At 50.7% G+C, this 15,416-nt stretch carries 14 protein-coding genes; 13 read left to right on the plus strand and 1 reads right to left on the minus strand.

The window, feature by feature from the left end:
• Nucleotides 1–86: 86 nt before the first annotated feature.
• Nucleotides 87–473 (plus strand): hypothetical protein, encoded by a 387-nt coding sequence (locus EV294_RS00790; protein WP_132303134.1) that lies wholly within the window; start codon nt 87–89, stop codon nt 471–473.
• On the opposite strand, the gene EV294_RS00795 is transcribed toward EV294_RS00790, so the two are convergent.
• Nucleotides 470–937, minus strand: a complete 468-nt coding sequence (locus tag EV294_RS00795; protein WP_132303135.1) for a GNAT family N-acetyltransferase — start codon at nt 935–937, stop codon at nt 470–472. The two genes, EV294_RS00790 and EV294_RS00795, sit on opposite strands and share 4 nt — an antisense overlap.
• Before the next feature lie 518 nt (nt 938–1,455).
• On the opposite strand from EV294_RS00795, the gene ilvB reads away from it, so the two are divergent.
• The 12 genes from ilvB (at nt 1,456) to EV294_RS00855 (ending at nt 15,083) form a co-directional block, all read left to right on the plus strand.
• The gene (gene ilvB, locus EV294_RS00800) at nt 1,456–3,201 is read left to right on the plus strand and encodes a biosynthetic-type acetolactate synthase large subunit (protein WP_132303136.1); all 1,746 of its coding nucleotides are present in this window, start codon (nt 1,456–1,458) and stop codon (nt 3,199–3,201) included.
• Nucleotides 3,198–3,683 carry an acetolactate synthase small subunit gene (gene ilvN / locus EV294_RS00805; RefSeq protein WP_132303137.1) on the plus strand — a complete coding sequence of 162 codons (486 nt, stop codon included), beginning with the start codon at nt 3,198–3,200 and terminating at the stop codon, nt 3,681–3,683. The genes ilvB and ilvN overlap by 4 nt, the downstream gene beginning before the upstream one ends.
• Nucleotides 3,684–3,795: 112 nt before the next feature.
• Nucleotides 3,796–4,788 (plus strand): ketol-acid reductoisomerase, encoded by a 993-nt coding sequence (ilvC, locus tag EV294_RS00810; protein ID WP_132303138.1) that lies wholly within the window; start codon nt 3,796–3,798, stop codon nt 4,786–4,788.
• Nucleotides 4,789–4,912: 124 nt separating this feature from the next.
• A complete protein-coding gene (locus EV294_RS00815; RefSeq protein WP_132303139.1) occupies nt 4,913–6,457 on the plus strand; it encodes a 2-isopropylmalate synthase in 1,545 nt (514 codons plus the stop codon).
• Between the two features lie 127 nt (nt 6,458–6,584).
• Entirely contained in the window at nt 6,585–6,983 is a 399-nt protein-coding gene (locus EV294_RS00820) for a secondary thiamine-phosphate synthase enzyme YjbQ (protein ID WP_132303140.1), read from the plus strand.
• A 137-nt stretch (nt 6,984–7,120) separates the two neighbouring features.
• Nucleotides 7,121–8,200: a 3-isopropylmalate dehydrogenase gene (leuB, locus tag EV294_RS00825; RefSeq protein ID WP_132303141.1), complete on the plus strand. Its 1,080-nt coding sequence runs from the start codon at nt 7,121–7,123 to the stop codon at nt 8,198–8,200.
• A gap of 148 nt (nt 8,201–8,348) precedes the next feature.
• Nucleotides 8,349–8,897 carry a peroxiredoxin gene (locus EV294_RS00830; protein WP_132303142.1) on the plus strand — a complete coding sequence of 183 codons (549 nt, stop codon included), beginning with the start codon at nt 8,349–8,351 and terminating at the stop codon, nt 8,895–8,897.
• 341 nt (nt 8,898–9,238) lie between these two features.
• The gene (locus tag EV294_RS00835; protein WP_015842935.1) at nt 9,239–9,655 is read left to right on the plus strand and encodes a hypothetical protein; all 417 of its coding nucleotides are present in this window, start codon (nt 9,239–9,241) and stop codon (nt 9,653–9,655) included.
• Nucleotides 9,656–9,832: 177 nt separating this feature from the next.
• Nucleotides 9,833–10,624 carry an RNA polymerase sigma factor SigI gene (sigI, locus tag EV294_RS00840; RefSeq protein ID WP_132303143.1) on the plus strand — a complete coding sequence of 264 codons (792 nt, stop codon included), beginning with the start codon at nt 9,833–9,835 and terminating at the stop codon, nt 10,622–10,624.
• Entirely contained in the window at nt 10,621–11,937 is a 1,317-nt protein-coding gene (locus tag EV294_RS00845) for an anti-sigma factor domain-containing protein (RefSeq protein ID WP_132303144.1), read from the plus strand. Before sigI ends, EV294_RS00845 begins: the two co-directional genes overlap by 4 nt.
• Before the next feature lie 173 nt (nt 11,938–12,110).
• On the plus strand, nt 12,111–13,490 hold the full coding sequence (locus EV294_RS00850) for an ATP-binding protein (RefSeq protein ID WP_132303145.1): 1,380 nt from the start codon (nt 12,111–12,113) through the stop codon (nt 13,488–13,490).
• 75 nt (nt 13,491–13,565) lie between these two features.
• Complete coding sequence (locus tag EV294_RS00855; protein ID WP_132303146.1) at nt 13,566–15,083, plus strand: leucyl aminopeptidase; 1,518 nt, start codon at nt 13,566–13,568, stop codon at nt 15,081–15,083.
• Nucleotides 15,084–15,416 lie beyond the last annotated feature (333 nt).

The following is a 15,416-nucleotide window of genomic DNA, read 5'->3' on the forward strand; positions in this document are numbered from 1 at the left end:
TGCTTAACCCCTAGCAAGGACAAATAAACAGGCAGCCGTGCTTCCTCCTGAATAATCTGTAGAATAACGGGAAGGGAGGGATACTCATGAGCAAAGTGAGCAAAGTTTCTAAAGCACAAGTAAAGAAGCTGATCGGCAAACCCATTTATGCGGTTCGCAAAGACGGAGCTATCGTTACGGGTAAGCTTGTGGAACTGCGGCAAAACAAGCTCGTATTAGCACCTCTGAAAAAAGAAAAGGGGAAAGTCGTTCGGACGAAAGCGATTTTGCCGCTTGTACTGTTTGATCTGCTGGCAATCGGTACGCTTGGATTCTGGGGCGGCGGCGGATGCGGATGCGGCAACGCTGGCTGCGGCGGTTGCAGTGGCGGCGGCTACGGCGGCGGATACGGTGGCGGATACGGTGGTGGCTACGGCGGCGGTTATGGCAGCGGCTACGGCGGCGGTCCGTACGGTGGCGGCGGATTCTATTAATAGGATGGATAAGATGAGGAAGCAAGCGGCTTAATCATCTCATAACAGCGGAGCTCCGGATAATACTGGATGGCCTGATAGCCGAGGCGGGCGTACAGATTCTTGGCCCTGGCATTAATGTCGTCCACGAAAAGTCTGGAGGCTCTGCAGTTTTGGGTTAAGCCGTAGGCTTCGGCGGCAAGCAGCAGCTTCCGGCCCCATTGCCGGTTGCGGTGATCCGGATGGACAACAAGCATATCCAGATACAGAAGCTCCCCCGTGACTTCGAAACGGATAAAGCCGTAAGGCTTGCTAGTTTTTCCTTCTGCGGCTACATAGGTAACACCCCGGCGAAAGCGCACGGGAAGATCCCGGATCGTCTGCGCATCAAGAGGATGCGCCGTATGCGACATCGGAATAAGCTCGGCTTGTATGAGACGGAATATTTCCTTATCGTCCGTTTTGGGGTTGCGTGCTCGTATCATCAGCGATCCCTTCCTGACCGAATGAAATTTCAAAAATTAGGCTATGTTATTGTATGAACGGATGGTCAAATATGCCTCACACAATTTTTCAAATTGTTAGGCACTTTAGCTTGACGAACAGATGTGCAAGGCATATAATAAAGAAAATCTTATCCAAGCATATGTTATCGGCAATGATGAGGACGAAGTGTTAAGGGCTCTTTTGCTCAGAGAGCGGATGGATCAGCTGCAACCATCGCCAAAACCCCTTTTCTACGAGCTCACCTCGGAGCTGTTTTCCTGAAAAGCAACACTGTCAATGTTGGTTATTAGGGAAAATCGCAAGACACGCGTTATTGTGTCAAAGGTATGGGCGTTTTGTGCGCACACGTTCATTACCTATGGAGGTTATGCATCGCAAGATGTATAACGAATTTGGGTGGTACCACGGAAGATATAACCTTTCGTCCCTCAGGCTTCTCTACATGAAGCTCGAGGAACGAAAGGTTTTTTTGTTGTTTTCGAGAGGAGGATGACTAATGGTCACGCAAAGTGCAACGCTGAAGTCAAAAGAAGAAATTATGGAACGGATGAGAAAGCCGGAAGTAATTTCCGGTTCCGAAATATTACTCCGCAGTTTGGTGCTGGAAGGCGTCGATTGCGTGTTTGGTTATCCGGGCGGTGCCGTATTGTACATCTACGATGCGATGCACGGGTTCTCCGATTTCAACCACGTACTCACTAGACATGAGCAAGGAGCGATTCACGCGGCGGACGGCTATGCTCGCGCAAGCGGCAATGTTGGCGTATGTATCGCAACATCCGGTCCTGGCGCAACCAACCTCGTAACGGGGATTGCTACGGCCTATATGGACTCTGTACCGCTCGTTGTTATTACGGGCAATGTTATTTCGTCCCTGATCGGAACGGATGCCTTCCAAGAAGCGGACATTACGGGCATTACGATGCCAATCACGAAACACAGCTACATGGTCCGCGATGTCGAGGATCTTCCTCGCATCATCCATGAAGCCTTCCATATCGCAAATACCGGCCGCAAAGGTCCGGTACTCATCGATATTCCGAAGGACGTATCCGCGGCAAAAACGCTGTTCAAGCCCGTAACGGAAGTGAACATCCGCGGTTACAACCCAACGATGTCGCCAAACAAGCTGCAAGTGGACAAATTGATCAAAGCGATCGAAGCGTCCGAGCGTCCGCTTATTCTTGCCGGCGGCGGGGTTGTATACTCCGGAGCGCATGAAGAGCTGCTGGAATTCGTAACGAAAACCGAAATACCGATCACCACGACATTGCTTGGTCTCGGGGGCTTCCCAAGCGGCAACGATCTGTGGCTCGGCATGCCGGGTATGCACGGGACGTATACGGCGAACAAATCGATTCAGGCTGCGGATCTTCTTATTAATATCGGAGCTCGCTTCGACGACCGCGTGACGGGCAAACTGGCAGGCTTCGCGCCGCATGCGAAGATCGTTCACATCGATATCGATCCTGCCGAAATCGGCAAGAACGTTCCGACCGATATTCCAATCGTAGGCGACGTGAAAACGGTTCTGCAGCAGGTTAATCAGCTTGCGAAGCGGGCGGATAAGGCAGATGCCTGGCGCCAGCAGATTCAAAAATCGAAAGCGCAATATCCGTTCAGCTACAAGGATTCGGATGTTGAACTGAAGCCGCAATGGGTTGTGGAAATGATCCACGACACAACAAACGGCGATGCTATCGTAACTACGGACGTAGGCCAGCATCAAATGTGGGCCGCGCAATACTATAAATTCAACAAACCACGCTCCTGGGTAACCTCCGGCGGTCTCGGCACAATGGGCTTCGGCTTCCCGTCCGCGATTGGCGCCCAAATGGCGAATCCGGATCGTACCGTTGTATCGATCAACGGTGACGGCGGCATGCAAATGTGCGCGCAAGAGCTTGCGATTTGCGCGATCAACAACATTCCGGTTAAGGTTGTTATCCTGAACAACCAGGTGCTCGGCATGGTTCGTCAATGGCAGGAACTGATTCACGAGAACCGCTTCAGCCATATCGATCTGGCAGGCAGCCCTGACTTCGTGAAGCTTGCAGAAGCTTACGGCGTGAAAGGCTTCCGCGCTTCGAACAAAGAAGAGGCGAAAGCTGTATGGGAAGAGGCGCTTCGCCATCCGGGCCCTGCAGTTGTCGAGTTTGTTGTTCGCAGAGACGAGAATGTATACCCGATGGTAGCGCAGGGTAGCACGATCGATCAGATGATCATGGGGGATGCAGAATGAAAAAGCACACGATCGCAGTTATTGTCAACGATCAGCCCGGCGTTCTGCAGCGCGTATCCGGCTTGTTCGGACGCCGCGGCTTCAATATTGAGAGCATTACCGTAGGTGCCAGCGAAGAGCAGGGCTTGTCCCGCATGGTTATCGTCACAACTGGCGATGACCATACGCTCGAGCAAATTACGAAACAGCTGTACAAGCTGATCGATGTCATCAAAGTTATTGACCTGAGCTCCAATCCGATGGTTTCCCGCGAGCTTGCGCTGATCAAGGTAAGCGCGGAGCCTTCGTCCCGTCCGGAAATTCTGGGCGTGGTAGACACCTTCCGCGCAGCGGTAGTGGATATCGGCACTCATTCGCTTATCGTACAGGTTATTGGCGATACGGAAAAAATCGATGCCATGGTAGAACTGCTGAAGCCTTATGGCATCCGTGAGCTTTCCCGTACTGGCGTAACAGCGCTTAACCGCGGTAACGTACGTTAATAAATTAGGAACGTCCCGTTTTGAACGGGAGTTTAAGGGGAGAATTTATAAGGTCCATTCTCTGCTTAAACACCCGTTCAAAAGGGTTAAATAAAAGGAGGCAATCATTAAAATGGCAGTTACATTGTATTATGAAAAAGACGCAGACCAAAGCGTACTTCAAGGTAAGACAATCGCAGTTATCGGTTACGGCAGCCAAGGCCACGCGCAAGCGCAAAACCTTCGCGACAGCGGTCTGAAAGTAGTTATCGGCCTTCGTCCGGGTAAATCCGCAGACGTTGCAGCAAAAGACGGTTTCGAAGTGTTGACTGTAGCTGAAGCGACTAAAGTTGCTGACGTTGTTCAAATTTTGCTCCCTGACGAAACCCAAGCGAAAGTATACGCGGAAGAAATCGAACCAAACCTGAAAAAAGGCGCGGCTCTGATGTTCTCCCACGGCTTCAACATTCACTACGGCCAAATCGTGCCTAGCAAAGACACGGACGTATTCCTGGTAGCTCCTAAATCCCCTGGTCATATGGTTCGCCGTACATACCAAGAGGGCTTCGGCGTTCCTGGTCTGATCGCAATCCACCAAGATGCTTCCGGCAACGCGAAAGCAATTGGTCTTGCTTACGCAAAAGGTATCGGCTGTACGCGTGCGGGCGTTATCGAAACTTCCTTCAAAGAAGAAACAGAAACCGACTTGTTCGGTGAGCAAGCCGTACTTTGCGGCGGCGCTTCCGCGCTCGTTAAAGCAGGCTTCGAAACTTTGGTTGAAGCTGGCTATGCTCCGGAAATGGCTTACTTCGAGTGCTTGCACGAGCTGAAGCTGATCGTTGACCTGATGTATGAAGGCGGTCTGGCTACAATGCGCGACTCGATCTCCAACACGGCTGAATACGGCGACTATGTAACTGGTCCTCGTATCGTTACCGAGGAAACGAAAAAAGAAATGAAACGCGTTCTGGAAGACATCCAATCCGGCCGCTTCGCGCGCGATTTCATCCTTGAAAACCAATCCAACCGTGCTATGCTGACTGCTACTCGCCGCAACGAGGCTGCTCATCCAATCGAGCAAACCGGCAAACAGCTGCGCGAACTGATGCACTGGATTAAGAAGTAATAATATCATAACCCGCAGATAAATGATCCCGGTTCGCCGGAGTGCGCGTAGGTTAGGGTCCAACTTGCCTGTCACGCGCTCTGTGCGGCCGGGATGATTCTGTTCCCGGAGGTGTAAGGCACAAATGCGAAAAATTTATATTTTTGACACGACGCTTCGCGACGGAGAGCAGTCTCCCGGTGTTAACCTGAACACAAAGGAAAAGGTTGAGATCGCGCTTCAGCTTGAGAAGCTTGGCGTTGACCGGATTGAAGCAGGCTTCCCTGCGGCTTCCCCGGGGGACCTCGCGGCGGTAAATGCGGTTGCTAGCGCAGTTAAGAATGCTACGATTATTGGCTTGTCACGCTCCCGCGAACAGGATATCGACGCGGTACGTGAAGCGCTGAAGGGCGCGCAGGATCCGTCCATTCACGTTTTCCTTGCAACAAGCCCCATCCACCGCAAGCATAAGCTTCGGATGGAGAAGGAGCAGGTGCTTGAAACGGCCGAACGTGCGATCACTTACGCGAAGAAGTATTTCAGCAAGATTGAGTTCTCGCTTGAGGATGCAGGGCGTACCGAACTGGATTTTGTCTGCCAAATGACGGACATGGCGATTCGCGCAGGCGCTTCCGTCGTGAATCTTCCGGATACGGTTGGTTATTTGAATCCGCTTGAATACGGCAATATCTTCAAGACGGTGAAGGAAAATGTACCAAACATCGAAAAAATTCAGCTTAGCGCCCACTGTCATGACGATCTCGGCATGGCAACGGCTAACGCCCTCGCGGCTATTCTGAACGGCGCCGACCAGATCGAAGGTACGATCAACGGTATCGGCGAACGGGCGGGTAACACGGCACTTGAGGAAGTCGCGCTGGCGCTCGAGACGCGTTTCGATTATTTTGGCGCAAAAACCGGCCTGATCCTGCAGGAAATCGCCAGAACAAGCCGTCTTGTCAGCAAGCTGACCGGTATGGTTATCCCTGGCAACAAAGCGATTGTTGGGGCCAACGCATTTGCGCATGAGTCCGGCATTCACCAGGATGGCATGCTGAAGGAGAAAACGACTTACGAGATTATCTCTCCGGAAACCATCGGTCTTCGCGATTCCAAGCTTGTTCTTGGCAAGCACTCGGGACGCCATGCGTTCCGCGAGAAGCTGATCGATCTTGGCTACGAGCTGGACGAAGAAGCGGTTAACGTTGCTTTCGCTAAATTCAAGGATTTGGCAGACCGCAAGAAGCATGTTACGGATGAAGATATCCGCGCCTTCTTGGAAGAGAAGCTGGTCGATACGCCGGAAGTTTATACGCTTGAAGCCATTCAAGTTAGCTACGGCAACCAATCTACGCCTAGTGCTTCCGTTCGCATCCGTACGGCGGAGAGCGAAACGCGCGAAGAAGTCGCCATCGGCAACGGCTCCGTGGACGCGATCTACAACGCGATCGATAAAGTTACGGCTGAAGCGGTTGAGCTTGAGGATTATTCCATCAAGTCCGTATCGCAAGGCAAGGATGCGCAAGGCGAGGTACACGTCGTGCTGAAGCAGGACGATATTTCCGCACAAGGCCGCGGTCTCAGCACGGACATCCTTGAAGCGAGCGCACGTGCTTACATCGACGCGCTGAACCGCCTCATCGAGAAGCGCAAGTCCCCTGGACGACGCGACAAAATGAGCTTGATCTAACAAGCTAAAGCACCAACAAAAGCCAAACCGATAAAGTCTATTCAGACTTGCTCAGTTTGGCTTTTGCGGTTAGTTGAACAAAACAAATGAAGAATGGTACATAGGTTGAATGAAGGGAGCGGAATGAATGATTACCGAGACGCTGCAAACATCAAGAAGAGACGAAATGATTGATATTACGCGCAAGGTAGCTTCTATTGTTGCTCGCGAAGGGATCCAGGACGGGCTTGCCGTTGTGTACTGTCCGCAAACGACGGCTGGGATTGCGATTCAGGAGAATGCCGATCCGGACGTGAAGCATGATATTCTGATGAGGCTCGATGAGGTATATCCCTGGGAGCATCCGAAATACCGCCATGCGGAAGGGAATACGGCCTCCCATCTGAAGGCGCTGACGACAGGGACAAGCCAGACGGTTATCATTAACGGGGGCAAGCTGGTGCTTGGCACTTGGCAGGGCATTTATTTCTGCGAGTTTGACGGGCCTCGTACGCGCCATTTTCATGTTAAGCTGATTGAGGGTTAAGGAAGAGGAACAACCTTTATAAGCAGCACCTATAAAGATGATAGATTTTATATCTTGGATTTTCATGCTGCAAATGTGGTACAAAGGATAACAGAGTGAGAATAGCTTAATAGAGCGAATAAGAGGAGTGTTTAATAATGTCAGAAGTGAAAAAAATCGCCGTCATCGCCGGCGACGGTATCGGTCCAGAGGTTGTTGGCGAGGCGCTTAAAGTAATGAAAAAAACCGAGGAGCTGTTCGGTTACCAATTCGAATTCGAGCATGGACTGTTCGGCGGTATCGCCATCGACGAGAAAGGCACGCCGCTGCCGCAAGAAACGCTTGATATTTGCAAAAAGGCTGACGCTGTATTGCTCGGCGCTGTTGGCGGTCCGAAATGGGACAACAACCCGAAAGAGCTTCGTCCGGAAACAGGTCTGCTGGGCATCCGTAAAGCTCTGGGCTTGTTCTCGAACATCCGCCCAGCTAACGTGTTCGATTGCCTGAAGGAAGCATCGACACTGAAGCCTGAGGTTCTCGAAGGCACTGACCTGATCGTTGTCCGCGAGCTGACTGGCGGCATCTACTTCGGCGAGAAATTCCGCCGCGAAGGCGCAAACGGCGAAGAAGCGGTTGATACTTGCGTATACAACGTGCAAGAGGTTGAGCGCATCGTCCGTCAGGCTTTCGATATCGCGATGACCCGCAGCAAGCGTCTGGCTTCCGTCGATAAAGCTAACGTGCTTGAAACTTCCCGCCTGTGGCGTGAAGTGGTTAACCGGATCGCTCCTGAATATCCGGAAGTTGAGCTCGAGCATGTGCTCGTAGACAACTGCGCGATGCAATTGCTCCGTCGTCCTTCGAGCTTCGACGTTATCGTTACGGAAAACATGTTCGGCGACATCCTGAGCGACGAAGCGGCTATGCTGACGGGTTCGATCGGCATGCTCTCCTCCGCTTCCCTTGGCGAAGGCAGCTTTGGCCTGTACGAGCCGGTACACGGCTCCGCTCCTGACATTGCCGGTCAAGGCATCTCGAACCCGATTGCTACGATTCTTTCCGTTGCGCTCATGTTCCGCCTGACATTCGGCTACCATGAGGCGGCTCAAGTCATTGAAGACGCGGTTAAAAACGTTCTTGACGCCGGTCACCGTACGGGCGACATCGCGGTTGATAAAAGCACGGCAATCGGCACAACCGCAATGGGCGATCTGATCGTTGCGGCAATGACAAAATAAGATCCCCTTATTTATAATTATTATAAATAAATATTAATTCCAATATTGACTTTATTCTAGGCTAGTGTTACTATTCTATAAGTAAGTCACGACTTAATAGTGACATTAACTATAAAAATTGTTGGATAGGTTAAGGAGGAATTGTATTATGGCAGAGCGTTTGGTTGGCCGTCCGGCTCCAGATTTCAAAATGGATACCGCAACAGGTGACGGTAAAGATTTCGGAACAGCATCCCTTGCTGATTACAAAGGTAAATGGCTGGTATTGTTCTTCTACCCACTCGACTTCACATTTGTTTGCCCAACTGAAATTACGGCTTTGAGCCTTGCTTCCGAGCAATTCAAAGCGCTGAATACAGAAGTTCTTGGCGTCTCCGTTGACAGCAAGCACAGCCACCGTGCTTGGATCAACACTCCGGTAAACGACAATGGCCTTGGCGAATTGAACTTCCCGCTGGCTGCCGACATCACAAAGAGCGTTGCTCGTGACTACGGCGTCCTGATCGAAGAAGAAGGCGTTGCTTTGCGCGGCCTGTTCATCATCGATCCGGAAGGCGAAGTGAAATACCAAGTCGTTAACCATAACGACGTAGGCCGCAGCGTTGACGAAACGCTTCGCGTACTGCAAGCTCTGCAATCCGGCGGTCTGTGCCCGATGAACTGGAAGCCAGGTCAACAGCACTTGGTTGCGAAATAAGTTCTGCTAAGCAGGAGAAAGCCCGTGCCACAATGTGGTACGGGCTTTTTTTTGTTTTTTGGCCGATGGAGGTAAATCCTGGTTTGCATGTAGAACCAAGCCGGATTATGCTTGTAAAGCAGGAATTTCGGCAGGAAGAAGCGAATAGGTTTGAGAAGTAAGCATGCGCAAGTTAAGCTGACCCTTACGAAGTAGAATTATCGCAAAGACCGCGAGAATTCTTAAGCTGATCCTTACGAAGCAGAATTTATCGCAAAGACCGCGTAAATTCTTAGCTGATCCTTACGAAGCAGAATTTATCGCAAAGACCGCGAAAAATTCTTTTAGGAGGTTGTCGCCCGATGAGCTTTTGTTGTGGAGCGAGTATGATCGGAACGAAAGGCACTTTGAAGCATATGCGAACTCATATTCATAATGTACCGATTCTTTTCTGTCCTGTATGCCACCGCGTAGAGATACATTATTTGATTGAGAATGAATATGAAATATTGGCTGAATACGCCCATGGGGACGGCGCCGCCGAAGTTGACTTCCAGGATTATGTGGAACAGGAAGGCAAAGCGTTGTATGAGAATTGCGTCAATCACGAGAATGAGGATCCCATGGAGGTTGTGTTGAGTCAAATCGATATATCGCTTGATCTGCTCAGCTTTGCGAAGCAGATTGGCGACGAGGCATGGGAAAACGAGCTTAAAACGCGTCTTGGTATGTTAAGCGGAAGACGAAATAAATTACGGCAGCGACGAACTTCTGTTTAACTTTTTAGCACGACCAAAGTTAAGCCTCCGAGTCGGGGGCTTTTTTTTCTAAGCATAAATACAACTGTACCATAGATTTCTCATATTAATTCTCATATTTCTAACATTTGCTAAGCGGGAACCCCCTAAAAACGAAAGCTTCTTATCGAAACTTATACAGAGAGGAGGATACTCTTCATGTTTAAACGGTTTTTGCGGAAATCACCCGCTAAAGCTGCGCATGACGAAAGATCAGCTCCTGAACAGATAATTAAACGAATTCATGACGGCGATGAACAATTGAGGGAAACGTTTATTTCCGATTACAAGCCGTATGTAGCGAAGGTGACGAGCGGATTCTGCAAGCGGTTCGTCGATCCCACCCGCGATGATGAGTTTAGCATAGCTTTAACGGCATTTAACGAAGCGATCACGCAGTTTTCCCCGGAGTCGGGCCGATCTTTCCTTAGCTTTGCCGAGACGGTCATGCGCCGCAGGCTTATTGACTATGTGCGCAAGGAGCAGCGTCATCTCAAGACGGTGCCGTATACGGCCTTTGACCAGCAGGATGAAGAGGAACAGACGTATAACCCGATCGATACCAAAATGGCTATCCAGGCTTATCAGCTGAAGCAAGACGGCGATGACAGGCGGCTCGAGATAGAGGAATATTCGAAGGAGCTGCAGCAGTTCCAGATCTCTTTCATGGAGCTGGCCGACAGCTCGCCGAAGCATGCCGATTCCCGCCTGCTTCTGCAGGGTATTGCGCAGACGCTCGCGGGGCAGCGGGAGCTGTTTGCCCAGCTGTATGTATCGGGCAAGCTGCCGGTCAAAGAGCTCACGGAGCTATGCGGCGTATCGAGGAAAACGGTTGAGCGCAACCGTAAATATATTATTGCGATTTCACTTATTTTAAACGGTACATATCCGTATTTATCCGATTACTTAAACATTTCAGTGCCAATGTCAGGGAAGGAGGCGGGATTATGAAACGAGGGATTGTTCTCTCCATCGAAAACAAGAAGGCCGTCGTCATGACGGCGGATGGCCAATTCATTTCAATCCCGCATCAAGCCCATATGCGAGTCGGGGACGAAGCTTCGATTCCAGCGGAGACAGCCGCGCCGCCAAGGCGTAAACCAAAAAGAGTTTACTGGTATTCGGGGGCAGCAGCGGCCATCCTGCTCTTCTTTATTCCTTTCTTCTACCTGACTACGGCGGAAGCTCATCCGGTAGTTGCTTATGTGAGCCTTGACATTAATCCAAGCATCGAGATGGGCGTAGACCAACAGCAGCGCGTGCAGGAGCTGATCGGACTTAACCGCGACGGACAAGCGATCGTAAGCAAGATCAGCTATAAGGGCAAGTCTGTTGATACGGTTGCTGCCTCGATTATGAGTACGGTTGCGGCAGAGCATTACTTGGATAAACCGGATAAGGATATCGTGATTACAAGCTACATGCTGGAGGATAAAAGTCCCGGAGAAGAGCTTGAAAAGACCGTAACGAGTGCCGTCGACCAGAAGATTCAAGAGGCAATCAAGGGGATTGACGCGGCTAAGGAGCCTAACGTAACGGTACTGTCCGTTCCTTCGGAGGTGCGCGAGGAAGCATCCGCCAATGGCATTTCTTCCGGCAAGATGGCCGTTTATCTCATGGCCAAGGATGAAGGCTATCCTATTGAGCTCGAACAAATCAAGTCCCAGTCCCTGGCCGAAGCGACGAAATCAGTAGGCGGCGTGAAGAAAATCGTGGAGAAGGGTGTCACCAAGGAGAAGCTGAAAGAGCTTGCCGTCAAGGAAAAGCAAAACAATTCGCAAGCAACGGCTACGCCTGTTGCGGATAAAGCCGCATCCTCGCAAGGCGGAACAGCCTTAGGCGCAACCATCAACAAAACCGCGCCGGTCAAACCAACCGAGGGTCCGCTGAAGCATCCGAATAGACCGTCCCATACGGAAAAACCGTCTTGGTCCAGAGAGAACAACCCGCATAAGCCTTCCATCCCTGCGAAGCCGGTATCACCAAGCAAGCCGTCCGGCTCGGATCAGAATAAATGGCAAAGCGGGAATTGGCCTAAAGGAAAGAATAATTCGGATAAAGACCGTGACGACGATCGGGATGATGAAATAAACAGTTCCGATAAGGACAATTCGGTAAACGGTTCAAGCAAGCTTGAGAAGTGGACTTGGCGGAACGAGGATAACCATAATGACGATGAACAGGGGGATGACCGCATACATAACCGTAATGACAATAAGAAGGACAATGACCGGGAAGGCCGCAGCAACAACCGGGATAAATAATAACTCGAATCATGGGACGTTGGACACGGGAATAAAGTCGGTTTTTCGATGGAAAAGACGTCCATCTTTCGACAAAGTCTCCGATTGACAGCTATTGGCAATAACTCCTATGATAATAGAGATATGTAAGGTTGTTAAATGTTGTAAATCGTTGTGGCCGGGGAGGGTTGATGATGCATTCCATTAGAAAGCGCTATTTCCCGGCGCTTGCCGAATATATTCGTGGCGGCGAGGAGCAGTCCCTCTACAAAGCATCAGAACTCGGTAGAGACATTAAAGGGTTCAACCCTGAGGAGATTATTGCTGTTCACGAGGAAAGTATCCAATATTTGGCCGCCAATGTGGAATCCGAAGAAGCGTTAAAGCTTTATAATCAATCATTCATGTTTCTAATAGAAGTGATGGTTGCCCACAGAATGAACGAAGTACCGGCTGAAACGGTCGAACAGAAGTTTTCGGATATGCGCGAGAGGCTTTTTCTTTCCAACCGCTCCTTTGAGATGGTTAAACATAAGTATGAGAACGTCCTCCAGCATATGGACAGCGGCATTGCGTTGTTTGACAGCGACGGGATCTTGTCATTTATCAACGTCCGGATGGCGAAGCTTCTCGATATTCCGCGCAAAACGTTAGTCGGCTGCAATTTGCGGGAGATTCTGCTGCATCCGCTGCTGAAGCGGTCTACCAAGCGAGTTATTCTCCGCCTACATAAGGAAATGATTCTGAAACGGAATGTGTACTACGAGTTCCAGGATAAGGACGGCAAGCATTTGCTTGTGTCCTTTACTTACGGCGATCAGATGAACGGCGATTTTTTAATCAGCGTGAAGGATGTTTCCGAGTATAAGCAAATCGAGCAGACCGCGCTGCAGAACGACAAGCTGGCCATGCTGGGCCGGATTGCGGCAGCGATTGCTCACGAGATCCGTAACCCGCTCACCTCTATTCGCGGGTTTATTCAATTACTGCGGCCTTATTTGATGCAGCTTGGCAAGGAAGAGTATGCCCGGATTATTCTTACGGAGATCGACCGGGCGAATGATATTATTTTCGAATTCTTGAATTCTTCCAAGCCGTCAGCGCCAATGAAGAAGTCCGTATCGATTAACCGGCTGATACAAGAGGTTATTCTTCTGACCGAAAGCGAAGCGCTGATGCGCAACTGCGACATTCAATTGGAAACCTACGAGAATGAACGTGATTTGATGGTCTCCATCGACGTGAAGCAGATCAAGCAGGTCATTCTGAATATCGTCAAAAATTCGATTGACGCCATTGAGTCGTTGCAGGAAGCGCGCAGAGGCCGGATTGATTTGGTGGTGAGATCGGATGGCCAATTTGCGGAGATTACGTTGAAAGACAACGGCAAAGGAATGGACAAAGCAACGCTTGCCCGTTTGTTTGATCCCTTCTTTACGACAAAGGAAGCAGGAACCGGTCTTGGCTTGTCCGTCAGCTACCGGATAATCCGGAATCATGGCGGCTCCATCCGGGTGGACAGTACCGAGGGCAGCGGTACCTCGTTTGTTATCTATTTGCCATTAGCGGAATAAACGATTAGAATCGGGGATAGATCGCTTATTAGGATGCGATCCCCGATTTTGTCATTGAAAGAGAGGAATTATTTGATGCGTACACATTTTACATATGAACCGGCGGCAACGGCAGGTTCAGCGGATGCGATCGTGAGACTGATTAACAGCGCCGAGCTTAAGGCCGGCAGCATGGCGGAGTGGGTGCAGCCGCAAATCGACGAGGCGGTTCGCGGACTGCATGCCAAGGGCTTGTTTAAGGCGGAGCCGGAACAAACCGAGACGTTGTCGACGCTTGGGCTTCATTCGGCTTCCCATGTTATTTTTGCGGGCTATGACGATAAAACCGGCTTGCAAGGCCTTCGTCTTGCGGCAGCGGCAGCCGCAAATGCCCTAAAGCGGATCAAAGCGCAAACCGCGCAAATCCGTCTGCCAGAGGCGATTATTTCGTCTGCCGACTATACCGCGCAGCAAGCTGCGCAGGCCTTGGTGGAAGGACTAACGCTTGCGGTATACGACCGTGTTCCGGAATTGCGTCAAGCCAAGCAGCGTTATGAGCTTTCCCATGTATCTTTTGTGCCGGCAGCGGGAGCTGCGGTTCCGGCAGATATCGCGGAAAAGTGGAACGAAGGCATGATGGTGGGCCAGCTTTACGCGGAAGGCGTTAAGGTAGCGCGCGATTTGACCAATCTGCCCGGCAATCAGCTGGTTCCCGAATCTCTCGCCGCCCACGCGGAAGAGCTTGCCCGCGAATGGGATCTGGATATCGAAGTGCTCGATGAGTGGGCGGCGATTGAGCAGGGAATGGGCGGCTTGCTGGCCGTTGGCCAGGGCAGTGTCCATGCGCCAAGAATGATTGTTCTTCATTATAAAGGCGCTCCCGACAAGGAAGAGGCATGGGGATTAATCGGCAAGGGCATCACCTTTGATACGGGCGGCATCTCGCTCAAGAAAGGGCCTGGCATGGAGGAAATGATCTCCGATATGGGCGGCGCGGCAGCCGTGCTTGGCGCAATGCGCATTATCGGCGAGCTTAAGCCGGAAGTAAACGTCATTGCGGTTATCCCGACAGCGGAAAATATGCCGTCTGCCCAAGCGTTTAAACCGGGCGATGTCATTAAAATGATGAATGGCTTAACGGTTGAAATCGTCAATACGGACGCGGAAGGACGTCTTGTTCTTGGAGACGGCCTGACAACGGCAATCCGCAGAGGCGCGACGCAGCTGGTAGACGTAGCAACGCTAACCGGAGCGGTGATGGTCGCATTAGGCACGGAAGCGACGGGCGCCATTACCAATAACGAAGCGCTGATGCAGCAGGTGTTCGAGGCTGCCGGGCGCAGCGGCGAGCGGATCTGGCAGCTTCCGGCATTTCCGGAGTATAAGAGACAGCTCAGAAGCGATGCCGCAGATTTGAAGAACAGCGGCGGACGCTATGCCGGAGCAACCACAGGCGGTTTGTTTATCGGCGCTTTCGCAGAGGAGCTTCCTTGGGTTCATCTGGACATTGCCGGTACGGCATTCCTTGATAAGAGCCGCGGACTGGAGCCAAAAGGAGCAACCGGCGTAATGGTTCGCACGCTGGTCGAGCTGGTAACGAAGAACGGGGGCTAATCCTTGAAACTGCTAGTTATGAACGGCTGAAATCCAGCCGTCATAGCTGGCTGTTTTTTTTTATTATCTCGAGAGCCGTTTCTCTTTAATTCACAAAGAAAGTTCTATAGTTTCTTGGTATTGGACAAGGTTTAACCGCTTTATAATTTTCCCTATGAGCTTGGCTTAACGCAATAAGAGAAAATTTGAAATCGCTTACAGAATAAATGCTCTTTGTTCAAAAGACCTAACTATAGGAGAAAAACAGGTAATCGGAGCAGGATGTTTTCTATTAAGATTGCTTTTATAATTATTAATGTCATTAAGGATCGTTTAAAACGTCAGGGGGCTTCG

Source organism: Paenibacillus sp. BK033 (assembly GCF_004345425.1).
Taxonomy (GTDB): Bacteria; Bacillota; Bacilli; order Paenibacillales; family Paenibacillaceae; genus Pristimantibacillus.

What these genes read in the sequence shown, in the direction of transcription:
- EV294_RS00790 (WP_132303134.1), top strand. Translation starts at nt 87, where the DNA reads ATGAGCAAAGTGAGCAAAGTTTCTAAAGCACAAGTAAAGAAGCTGATC.
- ilvC (WP_132303138.1), top strand. Translation starts at nt 3,796, where the DNA reads ATGGCAGTTACATTGTATTATGAAAAAGACGCAGACCAAAGCGTACTT.
- EV294_RS00845 (WP_132303144.1), top strand. Translation starts at nt 10,621, where the DNA reads ATGAAACGAGGGATTGTTCTCTCCATCGAAAACAAGAAGGCCGTCGTC.
- EV294_RS00795 (WP_132303135.1), bottom strand. Translation starts at nt 937, where the DNA reads ATGATACGAGCACGCAACCCCAAAACGGACGATAAGGAAATATTCCGT.
- EV294_RS00820 (WP_132303140.1), top strand. Translation starts at nt 6,585, where the DNA reads ATGATTACCGAGACGCTGCAAACATCAAGAAGAGACGAAATGATTGAT.
- EV294_RS00835 (WP_015842935.1), top strand. Translation starts at nt 9,239, where the DNA reads ATGAGCTTTTGTTGTGGAGCGAGTATGATCGGAACGAAAGGCACTTTG.
- ilvB (WP_132303136.1), top strand. Translation starts at nt 1,456, where the DNA reads ATGGTCACGCAAAGTGCAACGCTGAAGTCAAAAGAAGAAATTATGGAA.
- EV294_RS00850 (WP_132303145.1), top strand. Translation starts at nt 12,111, where the DNA reads ATGCATTCCATTAGAAAGCGCTATTTCCCGGCGCTTGCCGAATATATT.
- sigI (WP_132303143.1), top strand. Translation starts at nt 9,833, where the DNA reads ATGTTTAAACGGTTTTTGCGGAAATCACCCGCTAAAGCTGCGCATGAC.
- EV294_RS00830 (WP_132303142.1), top strand. Translation starts at nt 8,349, where the DNA reads ATGGCAGAGCGTTTGGTTGGCCGTCCGGCTCCAGATTTCAAAATGGAT.
- ilvN (WP_132303137.1), top strand. Translation starts at nt 3,198, where the DNA reads ATGAAAAAGCACACGATCGCAGTTATTGTCAACGATCAGCCCGGCGTT.
- leuB (WP_132303141.1), top strand. Translation starts at nt 7,121, where the DNA reads ATGTCAGAAGTGAAAAAAATCGCCGTCATCGCCGGCGACGGTATCGGT.
- EV294_RS00815 (WP_132303139.1), top strand. Translation starts at nt 4,913, where the DNA reads ATGCGAAAAATTTATATTTTTGACACGACGCTTCGCGACGGAGAGCAG.
- EV294_RS00855 (WP_132303146.1), top strand. Translation starts at nt 13,566, where the DNA reads ATGCGTACACATTTTACATATGAACCGGCGGCAACGGCAGGTTCAGCG.